The organism is Embleya sp. NPDC020886, assembly GCF_044333915.1.
In the GTDB taxonomy this organism is placed as follows: domain Bacteria; phylum Actinomycetota; class Actinomycetes; order Streptomycetales; family Streptomycetaceae; genus Embleya.
On the sequence record NZ_JBIRRX010000002.1, the window covers coordinates 879,504 to 903,241 of the forward strand.

25 protein-coding genes and 2 pseudogenes are annotated in these 23,738 nt (G+C 69.4%); 19 read left to right on the plus strand and 8 right to left on the minus strand.

The features are described 5' to 3' along the window. The first annotated feature begins 10 nt into the window (after positions 1 to 10). From ACH4U8_RS10575 to ACH4U8_RS10600, 6 genes are all read left to right on the plus strand, one after another. Positions 11 to 1,579, plus strand: a complete 1,569-nt coding sequence (locus tag ACH4U8_RS10575; RefSeq protein ID WP_395776843.1) for a sugar ABC transporter ATP-binding protein — start codon at positions 11 to 13, stop codon at positions 1,577 to 1,579. A 91-nt stretch (positions 1,580 to 1,670) separates the two neighbouring features. Next, positions 1,671 to 2,900, plus strand: a complete 1,230-nt coding sequence (locus tag ACH4U8_RS10580; RefSeq protein WP_395776845.1) for an acyl-CoA dehydrogenase family protein — start codon at positions 1,671 to 1,673, stop codon at positions 2,898 to 2,900. An 87-nt stretch (positions 2,901 to 2,987) separates the two neighbouring features. Further along, positions 2,988 to 3,629 carry a TetR/AcrR family transcriptional regulator gene (locus tag ACH4U8_RS10585; protein WP_395776847.1) on the plus strand — a complete coding sequence of 214 codons (642 nt, stop codon included), beginning with the start codon at positions 2,988 to 2,990 and terminating at the stop codon, positions 3,627 to 3,629. 82 nt (positions 3,630 to 3,711) lie between these two features. Next, positions 3,712 to 4,776: a phosphotransferase family protein gene (locus ACH4U8_RS10590; protein WP_395776849.1), complete on the plus strand. Its 1,065-nt coding sequence runs from the start codon at positions 3,712 to 3,714 to the stop codon at positions 4,774 to 4,776. A 242-nt stretch (positions 4,777 to 5,018) separates the two neighbouring features. Beyond that, entirely contained in the window at positions 5,019 to 5,546 is a 528-nt protein-coding gene (locus ACH4U8_RS10595; RefSeq protein ID WP_395776851.1) for an ATP-binding protein, read from the plus strand. A gap of 324 nt (positions 5,547 to 5,870) precedes the next feature. Further along, a complete protein-coding gene (locus ACH4U8_RS10600) occupies positions 5,871 to 6,344 on the plus strand; it encodes a hypothetical protein (protein WP_395776853.1) in 474 nt (157 codons plus the stop codon). A gap of 386 nt (positions 6,345 to 6,730) precedes the next feature. Here ACH4U8_RS10600 and ACH4U8_RS10605 read toward each other — a convergent pair whose 3' ends face one another. Next, complete coding sequence (locus ACH4U8_RS10605) at positions 6,731 to 7,102, minus strand: hypothetical protein (RefSeq protein ID WP_395776855.1); 372 nt, start codon at positions 7,100 to 7,102, stop codon at positions 6,731 to 6,733. Positions 7,103 to 7,402: 300 nt separating this feature from the next. Further along, positions 7,403 to 7,861 (minus strand): NUDIX domain-containing protein, encoded by a 459-nt coding sequence (locus ACH4U8_RS10610; protein WP_395776856.1) that lies wholly within the window; start codon positions 7,859 to 7,861, stop codon positions 7,403 to 7,405. A 216-nt stretch (positions 7,862 to 8,077) separates the two neighbouring features. Between ACH4U8_RS10610 and ACH4U8_RS10615 the strand changes: the two genes are divergently transcribed. After that, a complete protein-coding gene (locus ACH4U8_RS10615; protein WP_395777023.1) occupies positions 8,078 to 8,233 on the plus strand; it encodes a hypothetical protein in 156 nt (51 codons plus the stop codon). Between the two features lie 20 nt (positions 8,234 to 8,253). Here the strand turns inward: ACH4U8_RS10615 and ACH4U8_RS10620 are convergent. The 3 genes and pseudogenes from ACH4U8_RS10620 to ACH4U8_RS10630 form a co-directional block, all read right to left on the minus strand. Further along, a pseudogene (locus ACH4U8_RS10620) lies at positions 8,254 to 8,472 on the minus strand (DEAD/DEAH box helicase family protein); the annotation flags it as partial. A 105-nt stretch (positions 8,473 to 8,577) separates the two neighbouring features. Next, on the minus strand, positions 8,578 to 8,814 hold the full coding sequence (locus ACH4U8_RS10625) for a hypothetical protein (RefSeq protein WP_360313478.1): 237 nt from the start codon (positions 8,812 to 8,814) through the stop codon (positions 8,578 to 8,580). A gap of 248 nt (positions 8,815 to 9,062) precedes the next feature. Then, on the minus strand, positions 9,063 to 9,659 hold the full coding sequence (locus tag ACH4U8_RS10630) for a TetR/AcrR family transcriptional regulator (RefSeq protein WP_395776857.1): 597 nt from the start codon (positions 9,657 to 9,659) through the stop codon (positions 9,063 to 9,065). A gap of 111 nt (positions 9,660 to 9,770) precedes the next feature. Between ACH4U8_RS10630 and ACH4U8_RS10635 the strand changes: the two genes are divergently transcribed. After that, positions 9,771 to 10,481, plus strand: coding sequence for a hypothetical protein (locus ACH4U8_RS10635; protein WP_360313482.1), 711 nt, complete (start codon positions 9,771 to 9,773; stop codon positions 10,479 to 10,481). 58 nt (positions 10,482 to 10,539) lie between these two features. On the opposite strand, the gene ACH4U8_RS10640 is transcribed toward ACH4U8_RS10635, so the two are convergent. Then, entirely contained in the window at positions 10,540 to 10,926 is a 387-nt protein-coding gene (locus ACH4U8_RS10640) for a LysR substrate-binding domain-containing protein (RefSeq protein ID WP_395776859.1), read from the minus strand. 52 nt (positions 10,927 to 10,978) lie between these two features. Here ACH4U8_RS10640 and ACH4U8_RS10645 point away from each other — a divergent pair. The 6 genes and pseudogenes from ACH4U8_RS10645 to ACH4U8_RS10670 form a co-directional block, all read left to right on the plus strand. Continuing rightward, positions 10,979 to 11,191: pseudogene (locus ACH4U8_RS10645) on the plus strand (NAD(P)H-binding protein); the annotation flags it as partial. Between the two features lie 328 nt (positions 11,192 to 11,519). Next, complete coding sequence (locus ACH4U8_RS10650) at positions 11,520 to 12,416, plus strand: endo alpha-1,4 polygalactosaminidase (protein ID WP_395776861.1); 897 nt, start codon at positions 11,520 to 11,522, stop codon at positions 12,414 to 12,416. 57 nt (positions 12,417 to 12,473) lie between these two features. After that, a complete protein-coding gene (locus tag ACH4U8_RS10655; protein WP_395776863.1) occupies positions 12,474 to 13,643 on the plus strand; it encodes an SDR family NAD(P)-dependent oxidoreductase in 1,170 nt (389 codons plus the stop codon). Beyond that, positions 13,640 to 14,476, plus strand: a complete 837-nt coding sequence (locus tag ACH4U8_RS10660) for a carbon-nitrogen family hydrolase (RefSeq protein WP_395776865.1) — start codon at positions 13,640 to 13,642, stop codon at positions 14,474 to 14,476. Before ACH4U8_RS10655 ends, ACH4U8_RS10660 begins: the two co-directional genes overlap by 4 nt. A gap of 32 nt (positions 14,477 to 14,508) precedes the next feature. Continuing rightward, complete coding sequence (locus ACH4U8_RS10665) at positions 14,509 to 15,021, plus strand: DUF2848 family protein (RefSeq protein ID WP_395776867.1); 513 nt, start codon at positions 14,509 to 14,511, stop codon at positions 15,019 to 15,021. A gap of 94 nt (positions 15,022 to 15,115) precedes the next feature. After that, positions 15,116 to 15,403: a flavin reductase gene (locus ACH4U8_RS10670; RefSeq protein ID WP_395777015.1), complete on the plus strand. Its 288-nt coding sequence runs from the start codon at positions 15,116 to 15,118 to the stop codon at positions 15,401 to 15,403. A 164-nt stretch (positions 15,404 to 15,567) separates the two neighbouring features. Here ACH4U8_RS10670 and ACH4U8_RS10675 read toward each other — a convergent pair whose 3' ends face one another. Continuing rightward, the gene (locus ACH4U8_RS10675) at positions 15,568 to 16,785 is read right to left on the minus strand and encodes an ROK family protein (protein ID WP_395776869.1); all 1,218 of its coding nucleotides are present in this window, start codon (positions 16,783 to 16,785) and stop codon (positions 15,568 to 15,570) included. Between the two features lie 31 nt (positions 16,786 to 16,816). Further along, positions 16,817 to 17,749: a carboxylesterase family protein gene (locus ACH4U8_RS10680; protein WP_395776871.1), complete on the minus strand. Its 933-nt coding sequence runs from the start codon at positions 17,747 to 17,749 to the stop codon at positions 16,817 to 16,819. Positions 17,750 to 18,347: 598 nt separating this feature from the next. Between ACH4U8_RS10680 and ACH4U8_RS10685 the strand changes: the two genes are divergently transcribed. From ACH4U8_RS10685 to ACH4U8_RS10705, 5 genes are read left to right on the plus strand one after another with little or no spacing between them, the layout of a single operon-like run. Then, entirely contained in the window at positions 18,348 to 19,763 is a 1,416-nt protein-coding gene (locus ACH4U8_RS10685) for an ABC transporter substrate-binding protein (RefSeq protein WP_360313498.1), read from the plus strand. Beyond that, complete coding sequence (locus ACH4U8_RS10690; protein WP_360313500.1) at positions 19,760 to 20,710, plus strand: ABC transporter permease; 951 nt, start codon at positions 19,760 to 19,762, stop codon at positions 20,708 to 20,710. The genes ACH4U8_RS10685 and ACH4U8_RS10690 overlap by 4 nt, the downstream gene beginning before the upstream one ends. Next, positions 20,700 to 21,578 carry an ABC transporter permease gene (locus tag ACH4U8_RS10695; protein ID WP_395776873.1) on the plus strand — a complete coding sequence of 293 codons (879 nt, stop codon included), beginning with the start codon at positions 20,700 to 20,702 and terminating at the stop codon, positions 21,576 to 21,578. Before ACH4U8_RS10690 ends, ACH4U8_RS10695 begins: the two co-directional genes overlap by 11 nt. After that, entirely contained in the window at positions 21,575 to 22,681 is a 1,107-nt protein-coding gene (locus ACH4U8_RS10700; protein ID WP_395776875.1) for an ABC transporter ATP-binding protein, read from the plus strand. The genes ACH4U8_RS10695 and ACH4U8_RS10700 overlap by 4 nt, the downstream gene beginning before the upstream one ends. After that, entirely contained in the window at positions 22,678 to 23,733 is a 1,056-nt protein-coding gene (locus ACH4U8_RS10705) for an ABC transporter ATP-binding protein (protein ID WP_395776877.1), read from the plus strand. Before ACH4U8_RS10700 ends, ACH4U8_RS10705 begins: the two co-directional genes overlap by 4 nt. The last annotated feature ends 5 nt before the right edge of the window (positions 23,734 to 23,738 follow it).

Consider the following 23,738-nt stretch of genomic DNA (forward strand, 5'->3'; position numbering starts at 1 on the left):
GGTCCCGTTCGTGACGATCGAGAGCGTACGGAGCAAGCCCGTCGAACCGGTCGACCACACCTCACTCCTGGAGATGCGGGGAATCTCCAAGCGCTTCGGAGGACTTCAGGCGCTCGACGACGTCTCGATCACGCTGCGCGGGGGCGAGGTGTTGGCGCTGTGCGGTGCCAACGGCGCCGGCAAGTCGACCCTGGTCCGGATTCTGGCCGGAGTCGAGCAGGCGGACGGAGGAGAGATCACCCTCGACGGTCGGGTGGTCTCGGTCGAATCGCCCCAGCAGGCAGCCGATCTCGGGCTGAATTTTGTACACCAGGAGCTCAATCTGGTGCCGAAGTTCACCGGCCTGCAGAACATGGCGCTGGGAAGTGGGACCGGGAGGGCGGGGTTCGTCGCCACCAAGGCCCTGCGCAGGCGTGCCGGAGAGGTGAGGGAACTCCTCGGCTACGACGTCCCGCTCGATGTGCCGGTCGAGAAGCTGTCCGTCTCGGACAGATGGATGGTCTCGCTGGCACGCTCACTGATGAGACCGGCCCGTTTCATCGCGATGGACGAACCGACCGCGTCGTTCACTCAGGACGAGGCGGATCTCCTGTACGGGGTGATCCGGGAACTCACCACGAGTGGCGTCGGGGTGCTCTACATCTCCCACCGTCTGGAAGAGATCCTCCTCATCTCCGACGAGGTGGCGACCATGCGGGACGGCCGGGTCGTGGGCTCGCACCGATCCGACCGGCTCGACGTCGTGTCGCTGACGCGTCACATCGTCGGACACGAGGTCGAGGAGCCGATTCGCCATGCCGACACGGAGGGCGCGGCGCGTGCCCCTGTGCGGCTCGCCGTGCGCGGGTTGGGCCGGGAAGGCAAGGTGAGCGGCGCGACCTTCGACCTGCACGTCGGGGAAGTGCTCGGAGTCGCGGGCCTGGCCGGGGCCGGGCGTACCGAGCTCGCGCGCCTCCTCATCGGCGCCGACCGGCCGAGCAGCGGGACGATGATGCTGGACGGCGCACGATACGCGCCACGTTCACCCCACGACGCGATTCGCTCCGGCGTGGCCCTCGTCCCCGAGGAGCGTCGGAGCCAGGGGCTGCTGCTCGGCGCATCCATCGACACCAACCTGGCGGTCGCAGCGCACGGCCGGGCCCGGACCTTGTTCACGGGCTTCTCACCCAGGTCGTCCCGGCGGACCGGGCGGCAACTCGCGGAACGGTTCGCGGTGAAGACCGATGACACCTCACGGCCCGTGCTCAGCCTCAGTGGCGGTAACCAGCAGAAGGTGGTTCTCGCGAAGTACGTCCGTACCGGCCCGTCGGTACTCGTCCTGGACGAACCGACCGTCGGCGTCGACGTGGGAGCGCGCGCGGAGATCTACGAGACGATCGCCGGCCTCGCCCGCGAGGGCACGTCGATCCTGCTGATCTCCAGTGACTTCGACGAACTGGCGGTCTGCGACCGCGTCCTGGTGATGAGGCACGGCGCACTCGTGGCCGACGTACCCGGCGCCCGGGCCACAAAGGCCCTGTTGACCCGTCTGTGCTTCCAGAGCGGCGAACTCGTGCCCGACGACTCGACAACCGGGTGAAGCGACTACGCAAAGAAAGCGACCGGGCTGCGCGACGCAGCCGTCGCGATGTCAAGTTCAAGTTCGAGCCCAGTCAAAGGAAGTGCCCCAGGTGGACTTTTCGATCAGTGACCGCGGCCGCGCGTACCACGAGAGGCTTCTGTCCTTCATGGACGGCTGCGTCTATCCCGCCGAGGCCGTCTACGAGGAGCAGATGCGCGAGTCGGGGGATCCCAACTTCCATCCTCCCGTCCTGGAGGAGCTCAAGGCCGAAGCTCGTGGACGCGGACTGTGGAACCTGTTCCACCCCCACGCCGAGTGGGGCCCGGGTCTGACCAATGTCGAATACGCGCCACTCGCCGAGACTCTCGGCCGCAGCATGCACCTGGCTCCGGAAGCAACCAACTCCAACGCCCCCGACACGGGGAACATGGAGATCCTCACCCTGTTCGGGACCGATGAGCAGAAGGAGCGGTGGCTCAGGCCGCTGTTGGCCGGCGAGATCGCCTCGGCGTTCGCGATGACGGAACCTGACGTGGCGAGTTCCGACGCCACCAATATCGAGCTCCGCATGGAGTCCGACGGCGACCACTACATCCTGAACGGCCGCAAATGGTGGATCTCGAACGCCCTCCACAAGAGGTGCCGGGTCCTCATCGTCATGGGCAAGACCGATCCCGGCGCCGAACCGTACCGCCGACAGAGCATGCTGGTCGTACCGGTCGACACACCCGGGATAAGCATCGTCCGCGGACTGCCGGTCTTCGGCTACCAGGACCGCGTCGGCCACGCCGAGATCCACTTCGAGGACGTCCGGGTCCCCAAGTCGGCCCTGCTGGCCGGCGAGGGAGACGGGTTCATGATCAGCCAAGCCCGCCTGGGGCCGGGACGGATCCACCACTGCATGCGGGCGATCGGCATGGCGGAGCGGGCGCTCGACCTCATGGTCGACCGGGCGCAGACCCGGACCACCTTCGGGCAGCCGCTGTCGGAGCGGGGGAACATCCAGGACTGGATTGCCGAGTCCCGCGTGGACCTGGAGATGGTCCGGCTGCTGACCCTCAAGACGGCCTGGCTGATGGACACGGTCGGAAACAAGGCCGCGCGGACCGAGATCTCCGCGATCAAGATAGCCGCACCCGGCGTGGCCCTGAAGGTCCTCGACCGTGCCATCCAGGTGCACGGAGGAGGCGGGCTGTCCGACGACTTCCCCCTCGCGAGCATGTACGCGGAACTGCGCACCCTGCGCCTCGCGGACGGCCCGGACGAGGTCCACAAGCGTGCCGTTGCACGCCGTGAGCTGGCACGGCGGACGCGCGAGCGTTCCCTCGTCACCGCGTGACGGCACCGACCGCCGAGTGGAGGTACCATCAAATATGAATCCGAACTCGACAATGGATATCTCGTGAGTGCGACAGACGGCGACTCCATGGCCTCGATCGGCTCACTGATCGGAGGCGCCTCGACCAAGGAGATGCCCACCACCCGCCGGGGCATGCGTACCCGTGAAGAACTGGTGAAGGCGGCTCGAGTCGTTTTCGAGCGCGACGGCTTCCTCAACGCTCGACTCGTCGACATCACCGCCGAAGCGAACTTCGCGATCGGGACCTTCTACACCTACTTCGAGGGCAAGGAAGAAATCTTCGCGGCGGTGATCGAGGCGGCACGACACGACATGCTCCACCCCGGTATGCCTCATGTGCCGGAGGACGAGGGGCCGGCCGCCGTCATCGAGGCGAGCAATCGGGCCTATCTGGTGGCCTACAAGCGCAATGCCAAGCTCATGAAGCTGATGCAGCAAGTGGCGATGATCGATCCCCGGTTCGAGGAAGTCAGGGCGCGCAGCGCACGCGCCTTCGGCGAGCGGAACGCCCGTCGGATCAAGGAGTTGCAGGAGCGCGGACTCGCGGACCCCACTGTGGACGCGGAGTTGGCGGCCCGTGCGCTGTCCCTGATGGTGAGCCGGCTGGCCTTCGAGTGCTTCGCACTGGAGGAGGGGACACGCGATCTCGAGGAGATCGTCGCCGTCTGTACCAAGTTGTGGGTCAACGGCCTCAACCTCTCGGCGTGACCGTGTCGATCGGGGTAAACCGAACAGCCAAGGCCGCGGACGTTTCGAGAGGTTCGGATAGCGAAGAGTTGTGGGGACACCGGTGACCGAGAGCGGCGGAAGCCGGGAAGCCGAAACCATGCCACGGCTGGATCTTGCGGGCTTTGCGAAGTGGTATGCGCGGCATGCCCCCGGCGATCTCGGTCCTGAGCTGACGGCCGAACTCGTCACGGGCGGTCGGTCGAATCTGACCTTCGCCATATCCGACGGGGAGAAGGCGCGTGTCCTCCGCAGGCCCCCGCTCGGACACGTCCAAGCGACCGCGCACGACATGAGACGTGAGTTCGTGGCGATGAGGGCACTCGCTCACACGGATGTCCCCGTTCCCGCAACCATGGCCTACTGCGACGATTCCGAGGTCATCGGCGCCCCGTTCTACGTCATGGAGCGGGTCGCGGGGACACCGTTCCGTACAGCGGAGCAGCTGACGGCCGAGGGGCCGGCCGCGACAAGTCGCATCTGCGAGGTGATGGTCGACACGCTGGTCCGACTGCACGCGGTCGATCCGAGAAAGATCGGCCTCGCCGAGTTCGGACGCCCGCAGGGGTTCGTCATCCGCCAAGTCGCGCGCTGGGGACGACAAATGGCCGGGTCCCTGTGCCGCCCCATCGAGGGGGCGGACGAACTGCTGCATGCTCTCAGGGCGCGGGCGGGGACGGTCGCGGACGTCTCGCTCGAGGACGGAACCGCCGCGATCGTGCACGGCGATTACCGGCTCGACAACCTGTTGATCAACGATGGTCGGGTCACGGCGATTCTCGACTGGGAGATGGCGACGCTGGGTGATCCCCTGACGGATCTCGCGCTGCTCGTCGTCTACAGCTCCATGACGGAGATCTTCGACGTGCCGGAACTGGGCGACGCGAGCTGCGCTCCGGGCTACCTGGGCCCCGAGGCGACCATCGCCCGCTACGCCGACCAGAGCCGCCGTTCGGTCGAGGACCTGTCCTTCCACCTGGCTCTCGCCCACTACAAACTCGCGGTCATCTGCGAAGGCATCCACCGGCGGTACACGGGGGGCAAGACGCCCGGCGGAGCGTTCGGCGCCGTCGGAGAGGCGGTCCAGCCACTTGTCGCCGCGGGGCTGGCGGCGCTCGGGACCCCCTAGGGTCCGGTGCCGTGGAGGGCGCCTTTCTCGGCGGGGGCGGTCGTTCGCAGCGGGACGGCCGCCCTCCTACAGGACCTTTGTTCGGCACGCCGTGGGCACGCACCTTCTCGATCACGCACAGGGACGGTTGCCCCGCTCCGCACGCAGCCGGTTCAAGTGGCCCCCTGCTCCCGCAACGCATCTTCTCGGAGGCCGTGCAGCTGCTCTTATTTGTCTGATTCTTCCTAAATATGTTGACAGTGATGGCTCGCGGTGCTGAACTTGAGTTCAGGTTCAGTAGGTACTCAATCCGCCTCATCTCTGCGAGTGAGATCGTCATGGACACCATGTTTCGCCTCGTGACCAGTACGTTCGACGTGCCACCGCACCTCTCTGTTGTCCCGCGGGTGCGCCGGCGCGTGATGGACCGGGTCCTTGCTCAGGGCTTCCTTGTCGAGCCGGAGACGGTATACACCGTGGGGCTGGTGGTCACCGAGCTGATCACGAACGCGGTCGTGCACGCCGGCGCGTCGACGCCGAGCATCCGTATCACCCTGGAGACGGGTGACGGCGGACGGCTGCGGCTCGGGGTCCGGGACAACCGCACGGCCTTCCCACGGCAGGTCGCCCCTTCCGCCGACGCCACCTGCGGCCGCGGCACGGCCATCGTCAGCGCCCTGCTCCATGAGCTGGGTGGACGGCTCACCGTCGAGCGCCACCGAGGAGGCAAGACGGTGTGGGCCGAAGTCCCCGGTGATGCGGCCGGTTGCTCCGGTGAGCCTCTCCTGTGATTCCGCGGGTGGTGGCGTGGGCTGGGGCGTTGCAGGTTGGGTGGGAACGTTTCGTGTCCGTCCCCACGAACGTGGCGCCGATGCGTTCGGTGAGGTCTTTCGGGCAGGTCGGCGGTTTCGGCGCCGCTGACGATCAACGTCCGGCGGGCGGTGGTGCGTTGGTGGCGGCCCAGGATCATCGGCGTGTGCACGTTCTTGGCGAGGGTGTCGATGGAACGTGTCGTCGTCGGCCGGGCTGTCCCATTCGGTGATGATCTCCCGAGTCGCCACCGTACTGTGCGATTCCACGATGAAACTGTCCAACGGAACGGCCGTCAGGGGTGTGTGTTCCACGGCGCGACACCCGAGTTCAAGCTGACGTCCGCCACCCCCGAGCAGACCTGGCACGTCGCCGGGGCAATCGCCTCCGGCCTTCCCGGTTCGGCCGGCAGACCTCTTCACCGGCAGGCCGACAAGTCCAAGCGCGACATCAACCGCCAGTACTCCTGCCCCCGCAAGGGCACGATCGCTGACGCCCGACGCCTGACAGGCCGGTCCTGCGACGAATACCCGTTCGCATCCAGCAACGAAGGCGCAGCCGCCCATCCCGACCTGGGTCGTACCGTTCACGACAACTGCAATGTCAAGGATCTGACGATCACCACCGGCCCCGACGGATACAGCGTCTGCATGATCGACGCGAAACAGAACTCGCACAGCGGCAGTCTGCTGGGCAAGTTCTACGGCGAGGAACGCGTCATCGACCAGGACGCGTTCAGCCTGGCGACATCAGGCGGCGCACCGCCCGGCATCCCGTAGCGTTCGGGTATGGCCGCTGCGGCGGGCAACCGGTCGCGCCGCCATACCTCCAAGTGAACGCCCGGGGCGGTCCCACTGTCACCGCCCCGGGCGCCCGCGTTTCAGCTGATCACGGACTGCTGGATCGATCGGCGTGGCGGTTGAGCTGTGCCATCAGCTCGCGGTTCGCGGCGCGGGCGGTGGGCAGCTCGTTCCCCCACATGCGTGTTGCCGATGCGGTGGGGCGGTCCGGTGTGGTGCCGGCGGCCTACGAGGTGGTCGTGCTCGCCCAGTCGCGGAACCGAGTGTCCAACGGTTTCCGGGGCCGGTCAGCCCTGTGGGTGCAACGGTCCAGAAGCCGAACACGCTGTCCGGCGCGGGCCCATACCGCCCGTGCCCGGCACCTCCTACAGCAGGACCGCGCCGACGGCCAACCAAGGAAGAAACGGCGCGGCGACGGCACACAGCAGGCGCGCCGCCCTCCGGGATCGCGATCGCAGGCATCCGGCGGCGACGAGCGCGCCGATCTGCGCGAGGAGCCCGAGTCCGATGACGACGGTGGCCGCCCGCATGCCGCCACCGCACCGGCCCGGATGGCACTCGTCGGTCGGCAACGTCGAGAACAACAACATCAGCGCGGGCAGCGGCGCGGAGAGAAGGCAGAATCCTACGGAGACGGCCACCGCCATCACCCAACTCGGGTCCTCCGCACGGCGATCCTTCGCAACCCCTTCGTGAATCATGCCTCGACCCTCCCGCAGACCCACCTCGGCCGGCATCCGCACAACTACTCAAACGCCCCACCCACGCGGGCGCGAATCGCGCGACGCCGGCACGGACCAAATTGCCGCCCGTGGCCCGGATGCTCGGCCGGTACTCGCTCGCCCATCCCCGAGCTCCGGGACGAGCTGCGGCGGTTTGCGCGACCGGCCATGCCGCCGTCGACGCCGCGGCCGGCCTGCACTCCTTCCGCGTCCGGCAGCGCCTGAGCGATCTCCCGGACGCCACCGCGCCCTATCGCCACATCGGCCTGTGCGCCGACCTCCGCGAACGCGTGGTTCCCCTGACGCGCGACGACCCTAGAGCCCCGGTTCCTCGCCCGCTTCCAGATACACCGGGCACCCCCGCTTGAGCGCGTTCAGCGCCGTCTCCACCCTGCGCGCCCGTCGTGGTGGCATATAGTCCGGCACTTGGTCCGCCGACACGAACTCGTAGCCGCTCAACTCGGCGGGGGGAAGGCGTAGCGCGCCGATCAGTTCGGGCGTCAGCACTCCGGCATCGAAGATCCACCGCATTCCGCCGGGACGGTCGCCGGCCGGCACCCAGTCCGCTACGAGTAGGCGCAGGGGCACCGGTGGCGCCAAGGCCAATTCCTCGCGGAGTTCCCGGAGACACGCTTCAAGGGGTGATTCCCCTTTCTCGGCTACGCCCCCCGGAATCTCCCAACCCGGTTTGTACGTCGGGCGCACCAGCAGAACGCGATCCGCGTCGTCCCGAATCAGCGCCCCTGATGCCGTCACCGTCCTCGAATCACCCATGACCGGAACGGTAATTATTCGATCGCTTCGGTGGCCCGCGACACTCGGCGTCCCGCGCTTGCGGTCGGAGTTCATTCGAATGTCGGGTCTCCAGTCGGGCGCGGTCGAAGGCGGGTCACCTGATCTCGATCATGGTCACGGTGACGCGCCGGCCCGCTTGTCCCGACGCTGTGCGGGTCCTGGGAGCGCTCTCCCTCAGTGGAGCGTGACAGATCCATGTCCGGCGAGTTCGAGATCTGGTGGATCGATCGGCGCGCACAAATCCGGTTCAAGCCCGTTGATCCCAACCATCTGCGCGAGGACTTCGACCGTTGGATCGTTGCGCGGGACAGCGCCGCAGCGGGCCCTACGGCTCGCTCCATGCCGCCCTGAACCACGGCCGCCCCGGCCGCCACCCGCGTCTTTCCGGTCCCGCAGGCCATCACCGCGGTGGCCCGGCGCCCGCCGTGGGGCTTGGCGCCGGGCGCGTCGCCGTCCGGGTTCTCCAGTTCGCGGACGATCGCGGCGAGCGCGTCGCGTTGGTGCGGGCGCAGCGCGGCGACGCCGGTGCGAGTGAGGTGTGTGGGACGGCGCCTCAGGGTCTCCGCGTGGCGATCAGGCCGTTCGGACATCGGGCGTGATCGGGGCGGGTGGTCGGTGGGCGGTCTCACGCTGCGGGGGCGCGGTCTTCGGGTCGGGCGTGATCGGGGCTCTGCGGCGGCCTTCCCATGGCTTCTCTAGTACCAGCGGTACAGGAACCACTTCATCTTGCCGTCGTTGCCCCTCTGGTATTGGCACTTGGTGACGCCGCCGAGAGCGTCGCCCTCTACCAGACATGCCGCCTTGGTCCAGTAGGCGCGGTAGAAGTGCCAACCGGCCTTCAATTCGACGTTGGTTTTGCCGGCCGAGACCTTCGATACCGGTGCCGGCGCGGCTGCCTGGGCGGTGGTGGCCGCGCCTCCGAGAGCGAGCACGCCCCCCAGGGCCGCTGCTACCAGTGCACGTCGCATGCGCATGAAAATGTTCCCCTCTCGTGACCACGGTGACGTTCCGGCACGTTGCTACGAGCCGATGGCACCAGCCGGTGGGCGGGCACCTACGAACACGGTATGAGTGGACCGGGACGACGTCGTCCGTCACTGGTTCGATTCCCTGCCGAAACCCTCGCGGTAGTGCCTCGTTGGTTCTGCAACTCTCGCGGTAGCCATGGGTGGCTGGTGGGTCAGGTGATCAGTGGGATGAAGATGGTTTCGACGATCTCTCGGATGTCGGGGGACGACATCGGTTCCAGGTTCATCAGCACTTCGTGTCTGAGCAGGTCGTAGGGCAACCGCGCGATGCGTGGGGTCAGTTTCGAACCGTCGATCTCACCCCGTTCGATGGCTCGCCGGGTCACGGACTCGATCACCGACCACCTCTGGTCGATCACAGAGGTGCGCAGCTCGGCGGGGGTGGTCCCGGTCTCCTCGAAATAGGCGGCCAGGTGCGCGGTCATCGTCACGGCGAACACGGTGAAGGCGCCGTTGAGTTGTTCGAGGAGTGCGATGGTGTCCTCGCCGAGGGACCCGGTGTCGGGGTCGACGAGTGAGAACCGGTCGCTCGCGCGGATGATCGCGTCCCGAACGAGCGTTTCCCGAGCGGCCCAGTGGCGGTTGACGACCGGCCGGCTGGTGCCGGCGCGTTGCGCGACCGCGGCGAACGTGAGCGCGGCATACCCGTGTTCCCTCAGTTCGTCCCACGCGGCGTCCAGCACCGCGGCCTTCAGTTCCGCGCCGTGTCGGCGGCGCTTGGGTCCGGGCTCCTCGCTTGCAAGATGCATGAGTGCATCTTAGGCTCGTGGCCAAGGCTGCGCCACACGGGTCGACACACCCCGTATGCCGGTTGCTTCGACGCGACCGCCGCGGTCCGCCGAATCACGAGAGGCAACACGATGCGCACCAATACCCCCGCACAGTCGCCCGACAAGGTGACGGTCGACGTGCACACCATGGGCCGCACCTTCGACGAGTCCGCCGTGGACCGGTGGGAGCTCGAGGCCGCACGCCGCGCCCTGAGGAAGCTCAAGACCGTGGCCGGCGGCCGGGTGATGATGGATCTCCTCGCCGAGGAGATAGCCGCCGGGGATCGCTTTCACAAGGGGCTCGTCGAGGCTTCGGGCGGCACCTTCCGCGAGTCGCGCACCGAGTTCACCGTGCGCGGCCTCGGTGGCACCGACCTGGCCGACTGGTTCCGGTCACAGGCCGGCACCGGGCGCTTCCGGGACAAGACGTTGCTCCTCGACGCCCATCCCGAGCACTACGTCGAGCCGCCGAACTACACGGGCGGCATGGTGGAGACGATCGGTGGTCACCTCACCCGGTTCAAGGTGTCGGTGGCCGGCGAGCTGCCTCCGTCGGTCGCCGCGTTCCTCGACGGGTCCTTCCCGGTGACGCTGATGAACGCGCTGTTGAGCCTGGACGACGGCACCCCCTTCGCGTACTGCCTGCATCAGGCAAGGGACACCGCCGACGGCGCGGACGTGGTGGTCCGCGTGGTCTACCCGTCTGCGGCTCCGGACTCGATGATCGAGGGGCATTGCGAACACCTGGCGATCGAATTCCGCAGTTGGATCCGAAACGCGGCAACGGCGGCGACCCGGTAACCGGCGGACGGCGTAGGTGACTTCGGCCGGCGGGGCCACCGGGGGCGGCCTGTCTCGTTCAGTCCGGGATCGGGCCACCCGCCGGTCCCGACGCGGCGTCGTCGTCCGGGTTGCAGGCATGGTGCGGGGCGCTGCGGACCTCTGCGCGCAGCCAGGCGTGGGCCGGGTCGTTGTCGTAGCGCTGGTGCCACGCGAGATGGATCGAGACGGCGGGCGTGGTCAGCGGCGGCGGCAGGGGCAGGCCGCGCAGACCCGGGTCGTCCAGCGCGGGACCGCCGACGATTCGCGGAACGGCCGCGACGAGGTCCGGCCGGCGGACGAACTGTAGCGCCGTGGCGTTGGCGTGGGCGGCGGCTTCCTGGCCTCCGCTCCCGCCCTGCACGCCCAGGCCGTCGTCGTCGCCGTCCTCGCCGAACCGTACCGAGCCGCCGCCTGGGACCGCCAACCACCGTGCCGCGCAACCCTGTTCACCCCTCCCGGCACCACCGGAGGTCAACATGAAGATCGCAGTACTCGGCTCCACCGGACAGACCGGCCGCCTTGTCCTCGCACACGCGTTGGAACGAGGGCACGACGTCATGGCCCTGGCCCGCCGGCCCGAACAGATCGAGACGCCCGCCGCCGCGAACCTGCGAGTGGTCCGGGCCGACGCGACCGACGCCGGCAGTGTCGCCACCGCCGTCGAGGGTGCCGACGTCGTCGTGAGCGCCCGCGACTCGTACGCGCCGCGGAGTTCAAGCCTCGAACGATCCCGCCGATGGCGCCACGCGCCGGGATCGCCGCCCTCATGGTCGCGGAAGCGGAAACACCCGGCTTCGCCGGCACGGACACCGTCGCCCTGTTCGACGGCCGCTGAGCACCGCTCGCGCCGCAACCGGCCGGCCGGCAATTCGATTGGTGTAGCGTAAAAGCGCGTTGCACCCCGACGCCAGAGGTACACCCATCCGGTAGGACGGCGCGGCCGCAAGCCCGGACCCAGTCGCCAGGACCCATCGGTGTCCGAGGCGGGGACGTACCCACAGACACGCTGGAACTCCCATGCGCACAACCGCAGCCACCCGGATCGTGGCTCTTGCCCTGACCCTCCTCCTGACGGCGGCATGCTCCTCATCGGGCTCGGACGAGGACGAGGACAACACCCCGACCGCCCAGGGCCCCACCTCCACCACCCCCGGCACCGCCGCACCGACCGCACAACCTCCGGCCGGCGGTGCCGAACCGGTCCTCCCGCCGATCGGCGCGCAATGGGACTACCAAATCGGCGGCGCCTACCAACCGGCCGCGGGCGTGCGCATCGTCTCACGCGACAGCGGCGCGGACCCGGCGGCCGGCCTGTACAACATCTGTTACATCAACGCCTTCCAGGCCCAGCCCGGCAGCACCGCCTGGTGGCAGAGCAACCACCCCGACCTGCTGCTCCGCGACTCCTCCGGCGCCCTGGTCCTCGACAAGGACTGGCACGAGCCCCTGCTGGACGTGTCCACCGACGCCAAGCGGGACAGACTCGCCCAGGTCGAATACCCCTGGATCGACGGCTGCGCGGCCAAGGGGTTCCAGGCGGTCGAACCCGACAACCTCGATTCCTACGGCCGTTCCGGCGGGCTGCTCAAACCGGCGGACAATATCGCCTTCGCCTCCCTGTTGGCCCAACGTGCCCACCGCGACGGCTTGGCCATCGGCCAGAAGAACGCCACCGAACTGCTCGACCGGCACCAGGCGATCGGATTCGACTTCGCCGTCGCCGAGCAGTGCGGCGCGACCGACGAGTGCGACCAGTACGCCTCGGCGTACGGCAACCGGGTCGTCGACGTCGAGTACGACGACGCCGGATTCGCCTCCGCCTGCAAGTCCTTCGCCTCCCGCATCTCGATCATCCGCCGCGACCACGACGTCAGCGCCCCGCCGAACGGCAGGTACGCACGCCGAACCTGCTGAACCCATCACCGCCAACGAAACGACCCGAAACGAAGCCAAGTCGGACACGAGTCCACGATGGGCAACGAAGCCGCACTCGTGACGGGGACATCCAGCGGCATCGGCCTGCACACCGCAATCGGCCTGGCCGCCGAGGGCACCCGCGTCGTGGCGACGATGCGGGACACCGCCAAGGCCGACCGTCTGCGCGCCGAGGCCGCCGACCGGGGCGTCGAAGTGGCAGTACGGAGACCGGACGTCACCGACCTCCACCACGCCCGATGGTGTCTCGACGCGGTGGCGGCCGAACTGGGCGTGGTCGACCGTGAACAGGCCCTGCTCCGCAACCGACTGACCCCCCTGCGCCGCGACCTGGCCGACAACACGGCCAAGCCCGCGGCAGCCCGCGACCTCGCCCCCGCCGCCGGTCAGACGCACGCCCTGCCGGCAGCCCGCGACGAGTTTGCCCACCCCGGCGTGCCGGTGGACGTGCTTGCATGCTGTTCTTGTACGTCTGGTCGTCAGCTTGTATACATGTTGTTCATGAGTAGCGTGCGCAAGCAGGACAGCCAGGGCGGCACCGCCCAGGACGTGACGTACCGCTGGTTGAAACGGCACATCTCGGAGTTGCCGCGAGATGGCGGGACGTTCCTGACCGAATCCGAGGTGGCGCTCGCCGCGGGCACCTCGCGGACGCCGGTGCGTGAAGCGCTGCTGCGGTTGGAGGCCGAGGGCTTCGTGCAGATCATGCCGAAGAAGGGTGCGTTCGTACCGCCCGTCTCGGACGCCGACGTGCGGGCGGTGATGGAGGCGCGCGCGTTGATCGAGGACTGGTGCGTGCGCAGGGTGGTTTCGGCCGCGCCGGAGTTCTTCGACGAACTCGATCGATTGCTGGGCGAGCAGGAGGCCCTGATCGACGATCCGGTCGGCTTCATCGATTGCGACCGCGCGTTTCATCGCGCGATCGTGCGGCAGGGCGGGAACCCGGTGCTCGCCGACTTCTACGAGTCGTTGCGCGAGCGGCAGGTGCGGATGGGTCTGCGTGCCGTGGCGAACGAGGCGACGCGGACCGGTACGGTCCTGACCGAGCACGCCGCCATCGTGGCCGCGCTGCGCACCGGCGACGCCGACCGGGTGGGGGATTCGCTGGCGACCCACCTGTCCAGCACGCTGGTCGCGCTGCACCTGCCCGCGCCCGCGCACTGGTCCGGCGTCGCCGGCGCCCCGTCCGTGGTGGGGCAGTCGTGAGGATCGCCCTGGTCCAGGTGGCCAGTGGGGCGGACGAGGCGCCCGATGCGCGCAGGGCACGGGTGGGGCGCATGGTGGCCGACGCGCGCGGCGCCGATCTGGTCGTGCTGCCCGAGTTGTGGGCCGCCGGCTACTTCGCGTTCGACGCCTACGCCGACCGGGCCGAATCGTTGAGCGGTGCCACCGTGAGCGCCGGCCGCGCCTGGGCCCGCGCGTTGAACTCCCACGTGCACCTCGGCAGCATCGTCGAACGCGACCGGGAGGGACGACTGTTCAACACGGCGATCCTGCTCTCCCCGGACGGCGTGATTCGCCATACCTACCGCAAGATCCACGTCTTCGGATACGCCTCGCGGGAGGCGGAGTTGCTGACGCCGGGTGAGCGGCTGGACGTCGTGGACACCGAGTTCGGCCGCTTCGGCGCGACCACCTGTTACGACCTGCGGTTCCCGGAGATGTGGCGCGACCTGGTGGACCTCGGCGCGCAATCGGTCGTCGTCCCCGCCGCGTGGCCCGCCGCCCGCCGCGAGCACTGGCGACTGTTCACCTCCTGCCGGGCCGTCGAGGAGCAGATCCTGCTGATCGCCTGCAATGCGGTCGGGGTCCAGGCCGACGGCGTCGAACTTGCCGGACACAGCCGCGTGGTCGGCCCATGGGGCGATGTGCTCGTCGAGGCCGGGACCGACGAGGGCGTGACGTTCTGCGATGTCGACCCGGCGGTCGTGGACGAGGTCCGGGCCGAGTTCCCGGTGTTGGCCGACCGTCGTCCGTCCGGCGTGTTCCCTGCCGCGGCCCGTTTGATCGAACCCGACACGGAGGAACTGCCCAACTGAGCGTCCGCACGCGTAGCCTGCGACTGGAAGTCGTGGGCACGCGAGAGCAGTTGGAGATATCCCAGCCCCGCCTGATCGTCGCCGGCTACACCGCCGGGGACGAGGCCGCGGCGACGCGGCACATCGAGGAACTCGCCGCCATCGGAATTCCGGCACCGGCCACCGTTCCCGCCTTCCAAGACCTCGATCCGGCCCTGCTCACCGCCGCCGAGACGATCGAGGTGAACGGTGCCGGCACCTCGGGGGAGGTGGAGCCGGTGATCATCCGACACGACGGCCGCTTCTTCCTCGCGGTGGGGTCGGACCACACCGATCGCGAGGTCGAGCGCGTCGACATCGCCGCCGCCAAGGCCGCCTGCCCCAAGCCGGTCGGCGCCGCCGTCGTCGAACTCGGCCCCGACCTGGCCGGGGTCGACTGGGAGTCGCTCGTCGCCCGCTCCTGGGTGGACGGGCGGCTCTACCAGGAAGGACCGCTCTCGGTCCTGCGCCGACCCGCCGACCCGGTGGTGGGGTGCTCCAACTCCCGTCCAGCGTCGCGGACATGATCAACCCCGAGACGCGCGCCGACATCGACCGCTATATCCGAAGCCCGAACGCCCCGGCCGAGGAGCGGGTGAAACTGTTCAATCTCGAAACATCCTGTCCGCTCGCCAGGAACACCTCGCGCTGCGCTTCGCGCGTCGGGGCGAGGACCACTTCGCCGGCTTGGACGTGGTCAGCGGACGGCACCGGGTGCCGGTCATTCCCGACGCGTTCGCGCATCCGGAGTGCGATGTGGAGCGCCACTTCACGGCCGGCGACCACGTCGTGGTGATCGGACGGGTGCTCGACGTGTGCGAACGAGCGGGGGAGCCCCTCGGCTTCCTCGGCGGCCGATTCAGCGACATCGTCGACCGCGGCCACGAACCCGTCGGCTGGTACTTCTGAGCGGGCACCGCCCGCAGGGCGCTGCGGCGCGGCCCCGACCAAAGCCCGACCCCGCGCGTGACCGGAAGCCTCGGTGGCGATCTCTCGCCGGCCACCGAGGCTTCCGGCACGACCCGACAGAGGCCGAAGGCACGGTTCGAACCCGGCCCACGAGTCGTCGTTCGCTACCGGCGCCGGGTGGGCGCAAGGTCGTTCGGGCCGGCGAGTGCGCCGGAAACGTGCCGCTCCCGGGCGACCGACAGCGCGCCGCGCAACGGGCCGTCGGGACCGAGACCGGACCGGGCGACCTCGATCGTGTAGGGGCGCATCACGTTCACGAACTCGGTCAGCCGGGCCCGTACCCCGTCCAGGAGGAGGTTGCCCGCGCCGGCCAGCCGACCGCCGACGACCACCAGATCGAGATCCAGCGGCGTGGTGACCCCGACCACGACCGTCCCGATCGCCCGCCCCGCGGCGTGAACGGCCGCTCGGTGTGCGGCTTCCCCCGACAGCGCGCCCCGCACCACGTCCGCCAGATCGGTCGGCGCGGGGTTCGCGGCACGCAGTCGAGCCACCAACGCCTCCTCGTTGACCAGGGTCTCCAGGCAACCGTGCGATCCGCACCAGCACGCGACGCCGTCGGGATCGACGAGCGTGTGGCCGAACTCCCCGGCCACGCCCGTGGCCCCCCGGTACACCCGTCCGTCCAGAACCAGCGCGCCGCCGATACCCGCCTCGGCCAGTACGTACATGAAGTCGCCGCTGCCGCGGGCCGCCCCCAGGCGATGCTCGGCAAGCGCGGCGAGATTCGCGTCGTTCTCGACCCGGACCGGGAAGTCCAGCACCTCGGACAGGTCGTGGGACAGCGGGACGCTGCCCCAGCCCGCGAACTGATGGAATCCCTGCGAGATCAACCCGTGGGCCGCCCGGTGCTGTGCGGAGCGGACCAGGCCGGGGACGGAGACGACCGCCGAAACCAGATCGGCTCGGGTGAGCTCGCGCTCCACCAGCAGCCGTTCGAACAGCCGCCCGGCGACGGCCAACGCGTCCGAATACGGACACGACGGTGGGATGGGGCCCTCGATCTGCCACACCTCGTCGGTCGGCGACATCACGCCGACCCGGATCGAGGACCTGCCCAGATCCAGGCCGAGCACCCACGCCGAGCGGTGACCACCGAGCCGAACCACCTTGGTCCGCCGCCCGTTGCGCACGCCCCGTGCCAGAATCACCCGCCGCTCCGCCAGGAGTAGCCGGACCAGGTTGGATACCGTCGCCTCGGACAGTCCGGCGGCCTGGGCCAACTCGACCTGGGAGAGCGGACCACGCTCCAGACAAGCCAGGAGGCGCCGCAGGTTCGCGGCCCGCATGGCCGCCTGTGGGCCGCCTCGGTGCGCCGTCATGCGGTCATGTTTGTGGGCCCGCCCCGGTGCGTCAAGCCGAGCAGAGCCGTCCGTGCGGAGCCGAGCCCGACGCGGGTGGGACGGTTGCCTCGGATGCCGCCGACCACGCATGGCCGGGTGCCTTCGGGCCGGGTCCGGCGCGGTGTCGGCCGAACACCATGGTCGTGCGCCGATCCACGTCATACGGCGGCCACGGCGACGCGCCGGGGCGGTTGGGATCGCCGGTGTGCGCGAACTCGATCCACGCCTGCGCCAGCGAGCGCGCCGCGCCGTCCGTCGATCGCAGGATCGCACCCGGAGACGGATCGCCGTCGCCATGCGCGAATGGTGCGTCGACGCCGCCCACGGTGGCGGGCAGGTCGAACCGGTAGCGGAAGACCGGCGGCGTCGCGCTGCGCGCCCTGCGGCCGGAACACTCGCGCGCACCGGCATCGTCGGTGCTCGCGCCGATCAGCAGGGGGACGTCCGTTGTGAAGGCGGTCGGCGGGATCGAGGCGGGACGCTCGTGCACGATCGCCCGGTGGAACGCGCCGCGGGTGTCCGGTGCCGCCAACAGGTCGGTGACCCGCAGGGCGTTACGCCCGCCGCCGAGGATCGTCACGTTCGTCGGATCCCCACCGAACCCGGCGATGTCTTTCCGGACCCAATCCAGCGCCCCGAGCAGGTTCCGGAGCGCGCGGCCGTGCCGGTCGACGGCGACCAGGACCACGTCGTCGGCGGGAAGCGCGAACCCCGGATGGTGGGTCGGCCGGGCGCAGTCCGCCGGCCGGGCGGTCGCGCCGCGAAACCAGACCAGGACCGGACGCCGGGCCGCGCACGTCGCAAACGGGGTGCGAACGTCGAGCCGCGGGCCGTTGTCGCCGCCGATCGCCGACCCGTACGGAATCCCGGGAAAAGTAATGGGCCCGCCTTCGAATGTTCCCCGAATCCTTCCGGACGAGGTCTCGAAATCAATCTCGTACACGGGAACCTCCGGTTGCCTCTGAATGCTCGACCACCAGCACAACACACGAATTCACGGATGTCGACAATTTTGTGATGCGAGCCGTCGAAGACGCTCCTTGACTTCAAGGCGCAAATCGGAAAACCTCGCCGGGTTCACCCAAGGATCACGTCTGACCTGCACATTTCACGAGAATCGGCGATCCGATGTGCGATCGATGAATTCACTCGTTGAATTCAGGCAACGAATTCACCGGCCCTGATGTTGCGTTCCGGTCTCGATGGGAAACCCCGCGGAATCGACTCTTGTCGAACACCTGAAAAGCGAGTATTCATAACGACACCCGATCGGACGGTCGACGTTCTTGCACCCGTCCCGACGGCTTCCCGATTCCGTGCGGAGCCGCCGGTCGATCGACCATCCCGGTTTCCCGGAACGACCCTGCGAGGAATTCATGCTCCGTTCGCCCCTGACCCACCCGAGAAGACGCCACACGATCGCGGCCGGCGCCGGCGCACTGGCCTTGCTCCTCGCGGCCTGCGGCGGGCCCGGTGCAGGCTCGCACCCGGGGGCGGGGCCCACCGGAGAGCCCCGCCGTGGCGGCACCCTTTTGCTGGGCATGCCGGTCGACTACCAGACCCTGGACCCCACCGCGCCCAACTTCACCTCGATGACCGACTACACGGCGGCCCGCGCCATCATGGATCCGCTCTTCGACCTGGATCGGCGCGGCAATCTCGTCCCCGTCCTGGCCCTGTCCGCGACCTCCTCCGACGCGGACCGCACGTTCACCGTCGCCCTGCGCGAGAACGTGCGCTTCTCCGACGGCACGCCGCTGGACGCGCAAGCCGTCGTCGACCACTACAAACGCCTCCAGGAAACCAAGACCTGTCTGGGCTGCGATCCGCGCGTGGTCACCGACATCGCCTCGCTGAGCACGGCCGGCACCCACACCGTGGTGTTCCACCTCACCCAGCCGTGGGCGAAGTTCCCGGTCCTGGCCCTTACCCAGACCGCGGCGCTGATCCCGTCGCCCACCGCCGTTCGGGCCCAGGGCGACAACTTCGGCCGAGCGGCGGTGGGCGCCGGCGCCTATCGCCTCGAACGGGTCGCCCCCGGCAGCGCCATCATCCTCGTCCGCAACGACACCTACTGGCGCCCGGAAAAGGCCAACCTGGACAAGATCCTCATCAAGATCGTCCCGGACACCCAAAGCGCCGTGCAATCCGTCCAGTCCGGCACGCTGGACATGGCCGTCGCCACCACCCCCACCCTGGCCGAACAGGCGCGCGGCGCGAACCTACAGGTGCAACTCAACGAGGGCTTCGCACCGGAGGGTCTCAACGTCAACACCAAGCGCCCCGGCCTCGACGACGCGCGGGTGCGCGCGGCACTGAGCGCGGCCATCGACCGCAAGGCGATCAACAAGGCCGCCTACGGAAACGGCTCCAAGCCCGCCCTGGCCCTGCTGGCCGACGACAACCCGGCACAACAGGGCATCGCCGTGCCGGATTACGACCCGGCCGCGGCCCGCCGACTGCTCGCCGAGTACGGCAAACCCGTGTCGGTGGACATCCTCGCCCCCGACCTGCCCGCCTACCTGACCCAGGCGCTGCTGCTGCAACAGATGTGGAAGGACGTCGGCGTCGACGCGAAGGTCACCGCGGCCGGCCCCACCCTCAACCAGGCCATCCAGCAAAGGAACTTCGACGTCCTCCTGGGGCCGTTCTTCGTGGACACCACAACGGTCTCCGGACTCCAACCCAGTTTCGTCTCCGGCGGGTTCAGCAACCTCAGCGGCTATGCGAACCCGCACACGGACGCCTTGTTCGCCAAGCTCGCCCCGATCGCCGACGACGCACAGGCCCTGTCCACCGCGCGGGAGATCGTCGGCACTCTCGCGCGCGAGGTGCCGGTCATTCCCGTCGTGCGCAAGATGGGCATGTTCATCGGCTCCGACCGGGTACACCTGCCGCCCGCCGACTCGCGCGGCGTGGACATCTTCTCGATGACCGACGTGTGGCTGAGCCGATGAACGCACGCTACCTCGCCGGTCGACTCGGCCAGGCGGCGATCGTCCTGGCCGCGGTCGCGGTCGTCACCTTCGTCCTGGGGCGAATCCTGCCCGGCGACCTCGCCGCCGCAGTCCTGGGGCCGACCGCGACCCCGGAGCAGACCGCCGCCTTCAACCACCGCATCGGGGCCGACCACAGCGCGATCGAGCAATTCCTGGACTGGCTCACCGCCGCCCTCACCGGAGATCTGGGCACCTCGCCGCTCAACGGCCAGAGCGTCTCCGCCGCGCTGCGCGACCGTGCGGAACCCTCCCTGCTGCTGATGCTCCTCGCCGAGGCACTGGCCCTGGCCATCGCCGTCCCGGCGGCGCTGTGGGCCGCCTACCGCCGCGGCCGACCGGCCGACCGGATCGCCAACGGCGCATCCTCGTTCCTGCTCGCCGCACCACAGTTCGCCATCGCCGTGCTGTTGGTCTACGTCTTCGCCGTCCGCCTCGGCTGGGCCCCGGCCACCGGCTACACACCCCTGGCGCAGGGGGCCGGCGAGACCCTGCGCAGCCTGATGTTGCCGGCGGTGACGCTCGCCCTGGGACTGGCCGCCGTGTACTTCCGGGTGCTGCGCAACGGAGTGATCGAGACCCTCCGGCAGGACTACATCCTGGCGGCCCGAGCCCAAGGACTGACCCCGCGCGAGATCCTGCTGCGGCATGCGCTGCGCCCGGCCCTGCTACCGCTGGTCACGCTGGTCGGACTCAACTTCGGCGTGCTGATCGGGGGCGCGGTGGTGATCGAGCAACTCTTCGCCATCCCCGGTCTGGGCACCTACGCGTTGGGCGCCGTACGAGCCAAGGACTTCGTCGTCCTGCAGAGCGTCGTGCTGTTGATCGCCGCGCTCTACGTCCTGGTCAACCTCGCCGTCGAAGTGCTCTACGGCCTCCTGGATCCGAGGATTCGCCATGCCCGTTGACACCCTCGTGCCCACCGCCGAGGCCACCCACCGGGACAAGGTGACGACCCGTCGAGCCCGCCCGGGGGCCGCTACCGCGGCGGCGTCGGTGGTCTTGGGCACGATCGTGCTGGCCGCACTGCTGGCGCCCGTCCTGCCGCTGGAGAATCCCGAACACACCGACGTCTCCGCGCTGTCCGCCGGATTCGGCGCCGAACACCCACTCGGCACCGACGCACTGGGCCGGGACACCCTCGCGCGCATCGTGTACGGGGCCAGAGTGAGCCTGACCGTCGGACTCGGCGCCACCGCCATCGGCGCGGTCGTCGGCACCCTGCTCGGCATGATCGCGGGCCTGAGCACCGGATGGGCGCAGGCGATCGTGATGCGGCTCGCGGACGTCCTGCTCGCCTTCCCCGCGCTGGTGCTCGCGCTCGCGGTGATCGGTGCGGTGGGCCCCTCGGCAACCAGCGTCACCCTCGTGGTGGGCGTGCTGTTCGTACCCGGCTTCGTACGCGTCGTGCAGGCGCCGGTACTGAGCCTGGCACAACGCGAGTTCGTCCTCGCCTGCCGGGCGATGGGGATGTCCGCCACGCGGTTGATGTTGCGCGAGATCCTGCCCAACATCATCGGCCTGGTCGTCACGTACGCGGTGACCATGTTCGGCCTCGGCGTGATGATCGAGGGCGGCCTGGGATTCCTCGGGATGAGCGTCCCGCCACCCGCGCCCACCTGGGGCGGCATGATCTCCGAGGGCAGACAGGTCCTCGCCGAACACCCCGTGGTCACCCTGACGCCCACCGCCGTGCTCGTGCTGGTCGTGCTGTGCGCGAACGTCCTGGGCGACCGACTGACCGCCGTCTTCGACTCCCGCGGAGCGATGTTGTGAACCGTCTCGACAAGACACCGCGAACCGCTCCAGAGCCGAGCGCCGACACCGGACCCGAGCCGTTGCTGGACGTGCGCGACTACCGGGTCCACCTCCACTCGCCGCGCGGCGCCGTACGGGCCGTCGACGACGTGAGCTTCACCCTGGCCGCCGGACGCACCCTGGCCGTGGTCGGCGAATCCGGGTCCGGCAAAAGTGTGCTGTGTCGGAGCCTGCTGGGCCTGCTGCCGCCGGCCGCCATCGCCGTCCGCACCGGGACCGCACGCTTCGCCGACCTCGAACTCACCGGCTTGAGCGAGCAACGGCTGCGCGCGCTGCGCGGTCGCCGGGTCGGCATGGTCTTCCAGGACCCGATGACCGCACTCAACCCGGTGATGCCGGTATGGCGCCAACTGGCCCTGCCCCTGCGCCGCCACCTGGGTCTGGGCCGCAAGGCGGCCCGGGCCCGCGCGGTCGAACTGCTCGACACCGTGGGCATTCCCGACCCGGCCCGACGCGCCCGGCAGTACCCCGTGCAGATGTCCGGCGGCATGCGCCAGCGCGTGATGATCGCGCTGGCCCTGACCTGCGACCCCGAACTGCTCATCGCCGACGAGCCGACCACGGCACTCGACGTCACCGTCCAGGCGCAGATCCTGCGCCTGCTCGACCGCCAACGTGCCGAACGTGCCATGGCGATGATCCTGATCAGTCACGACCTGGACCTGGTCGCGGATCACGCCGACGACGTCATGGTCGTGTACGCCGGACGACAAGCCGAACTCGGCGCCACCGACGCGGTGCTCACCGCACCCCGAATGCCGTACACCCGGGCCCTCCTGGACACCGCGCCGCGACTGCACTCCGTGCGCGCCGAACGGTTGCCGACCATCGGCGGCGAACCCCCGGACCTGACCCGCACCGCCGACGGCTGCGCCTTCGAGAGCCGCTGCCCACGCGCCGACCACCGATGTCGCAGTGCCCGGCCACCGTTGGTGGTGCCGCCGGGGAGCGGGCACCGGGTCGCCTGCCGGCTCCCCGAGCCGTCGGCGCCACACCCGGCGGTCGATGTCGTCCCCGGCCGGGCCGGCGGTGTCGACGTATCGAAAGCGAGTACCCCATGAGCAGCATCGACACCCCCGACCGCACCCGCCCGCAGCACGACACCGACGGCGAAACGGGCGCGGACCGCGCCCTGTTGACGGTTCGAGACCTACGGGTGCGGTATCGCAACGCGGGCCGCCTGTTCGAAGCGGTCGCCGGTGTCGACCTGACCGTGCAGGCCGGGGAGACCCTGGGCCTGGTCGGCGAATCCGGCTGCGGCAAATCGACCGTCGCGCGTGCCGTCGCACGGCTGGAATCCTCGATCTCCGGGCGCATCGAGTTCGACGGCGAAGACGTGGCCCGGCTGCGCGGCAAGGCACTGGACCCGTACCGCCGTCGAGTGGGCATGGTGTTCCAGGACCCCATCGCGTCCCTGAACCCACGTCGTCGGATCCGCGACATCATCGCGACCCCGCTCGAACTCGCCGGCGACACGGACCGTGCACGCATCGCCGACCGGGTGGGGGAACTGGCCGACCAGGTCGGCCTGCGCACCGCGCTGCTCGATCGGCGCCCACACGAGCTGTCCGGCGGCCAGTGCCAACGCGTGAGCATCGCCCGGGCCCTGGCCCGAGTCCCGGACCTGCTGCTGTGCGACGAGATCGTCTCCGCGCTCGACGTCTCGGTCCAGGCCCAGGTGCTCAACCTGCTCCTGGACATCAGGGACCGGCGGCACCTGGCGATGCTCTTCATCTCCCACGACCTCTCGGTGGTCCGCCACGTATCCGACCGGGTCGCCGTCATGTACCTCGGCCGACTGTGCGAGGAGGCGCCGGTGGACGACCTGTACGCGGCCCCGGCCCATCCCTACACGCGCGCACTGCTCGCCTCGGTCCCCGGCCGCGGCGCGAACACGCAAGGCCACGGCCTGCTCACGGGCGAACTGCCCTCGCCGATCGAGCCGCCCGGCGGGTGCCGCTTCCGGACCCGCTGCCCACTCGCCCGGGAGCGCTGCGCCGTCGAGGAGCCGCAGCCGCTGCAGGTGCGTCCGCACCACCGGGTGGCCTGTCATTTCCCGCTCGGGACGCAGATCGACGCGGAGCGGGTTTCGAGGGAGGCGGTGGGAAGTTGACCGCG

Excerpts from the sequence above, each read along its gene's own strand:
- ACH4U8_RS10585 (WP_395776847.1), top strand. The coding sequence starts at position 2,988 with ATGGCCTCGATCGGCTCACTGATCGGAGGCGCCTCGACCAAGGAGATG.
- ACH4U8_RS10595 (WP_395776851.1), top strand. The coding sequence starts at position 5,019 with ATGGCTCGCGGTGCTGAACTTGAGTTCAGGTTCAGTAGGTACTCAATC.
- ACH4U8_RS10605 (WP_395776855.1), bottom strand. The coding sequence starts at position 7,102 with ATGCCGGCCGAGGTGGGTCTGCGGGAGGGTCGAGGCATGATTCACGAA.
- ACH4U8_RS10610 (WP_395776856.1), bottom strand. The coding sequence starts at position 7,861 with ATGGGTGATTCGAGGACGGTGACGGCATCAGGGGCGCTGATTCGGGAC.
- ACH4U8_RS10615 (WP_395777023.1), top strand. The coding sequence starts at position 8,078 with ATGTCCGGCGAGTTCGAGATCTGGTGGATCGATCGGCGCGCACAAATC.
- ACH4U8_RS10630 (WP_395776857.1), bottom strand. The coding sequence starts at position 9,659 with ATGCATCTTGCAAGCGAGGAGCCCGGACCCAAGCGCCGCCGACACGGC.
- ACH4U8_RS10635 (WP_360313482.1), top strand. The coding sequence starts at position 9,771 with ATGCGCACCAATACCCCCGCACAGTCGCCCGACAAGGTGACGGTCGAC.
- ACH4U8_RS10650 (WP_395776861.1), top strand. The coding sequence starts at position 11,520 with ATGCGCACAACCGCAGCCACCCGGATCGTGGCTCTTGCCCTGACCCTC.
- ACH4U8_RS10655 (WP_395776863.1), top strand. The coding sequence starts at position 12,474 with ATGGGCAACGAAGCCGCACTCGTGACGGGGACATCCAGCGGCATCGGC.
- ACH4U8_RS10675 (WP_395776869.1), bottom strand. The coding sequence starts at position 16,785 with ATGACGGCGCACCGAGGCGGCCCACAGGCGGCCATGCGGGCCGCGAAC.
- ACH4U8_RS10685 (WP_360313498.1), top strand. The coding sequence starts at position 18,348 with ATGCCGGTCGACTACCAGACCCTGGACCCCACCGCGCCCAACTTCACC.
- ACH4U8_RS10690 (WP_360313500.1), top strand. The coding sequence starts at position 19,760 with ATGAACGCACGCTACCTCGCCGGTCGACTCGGCCAGGCGGCGATCGTC.
- ACH4U8_RS10695 (WP_395776873.1), top strand. The coding sequence starts at position 20,700 with ATGCCCGTTGACACCCTCGTGCCCACCGCCGAGGCCACCCACCGGGAC.
- ACH4U8_RS10705 (WP_395776877.1), top strand. The coding sequence starts at position 22,678 with ATGAGCAGCATCGACACCCCCGACCGCACCCGCCCGCAGCACGACACC.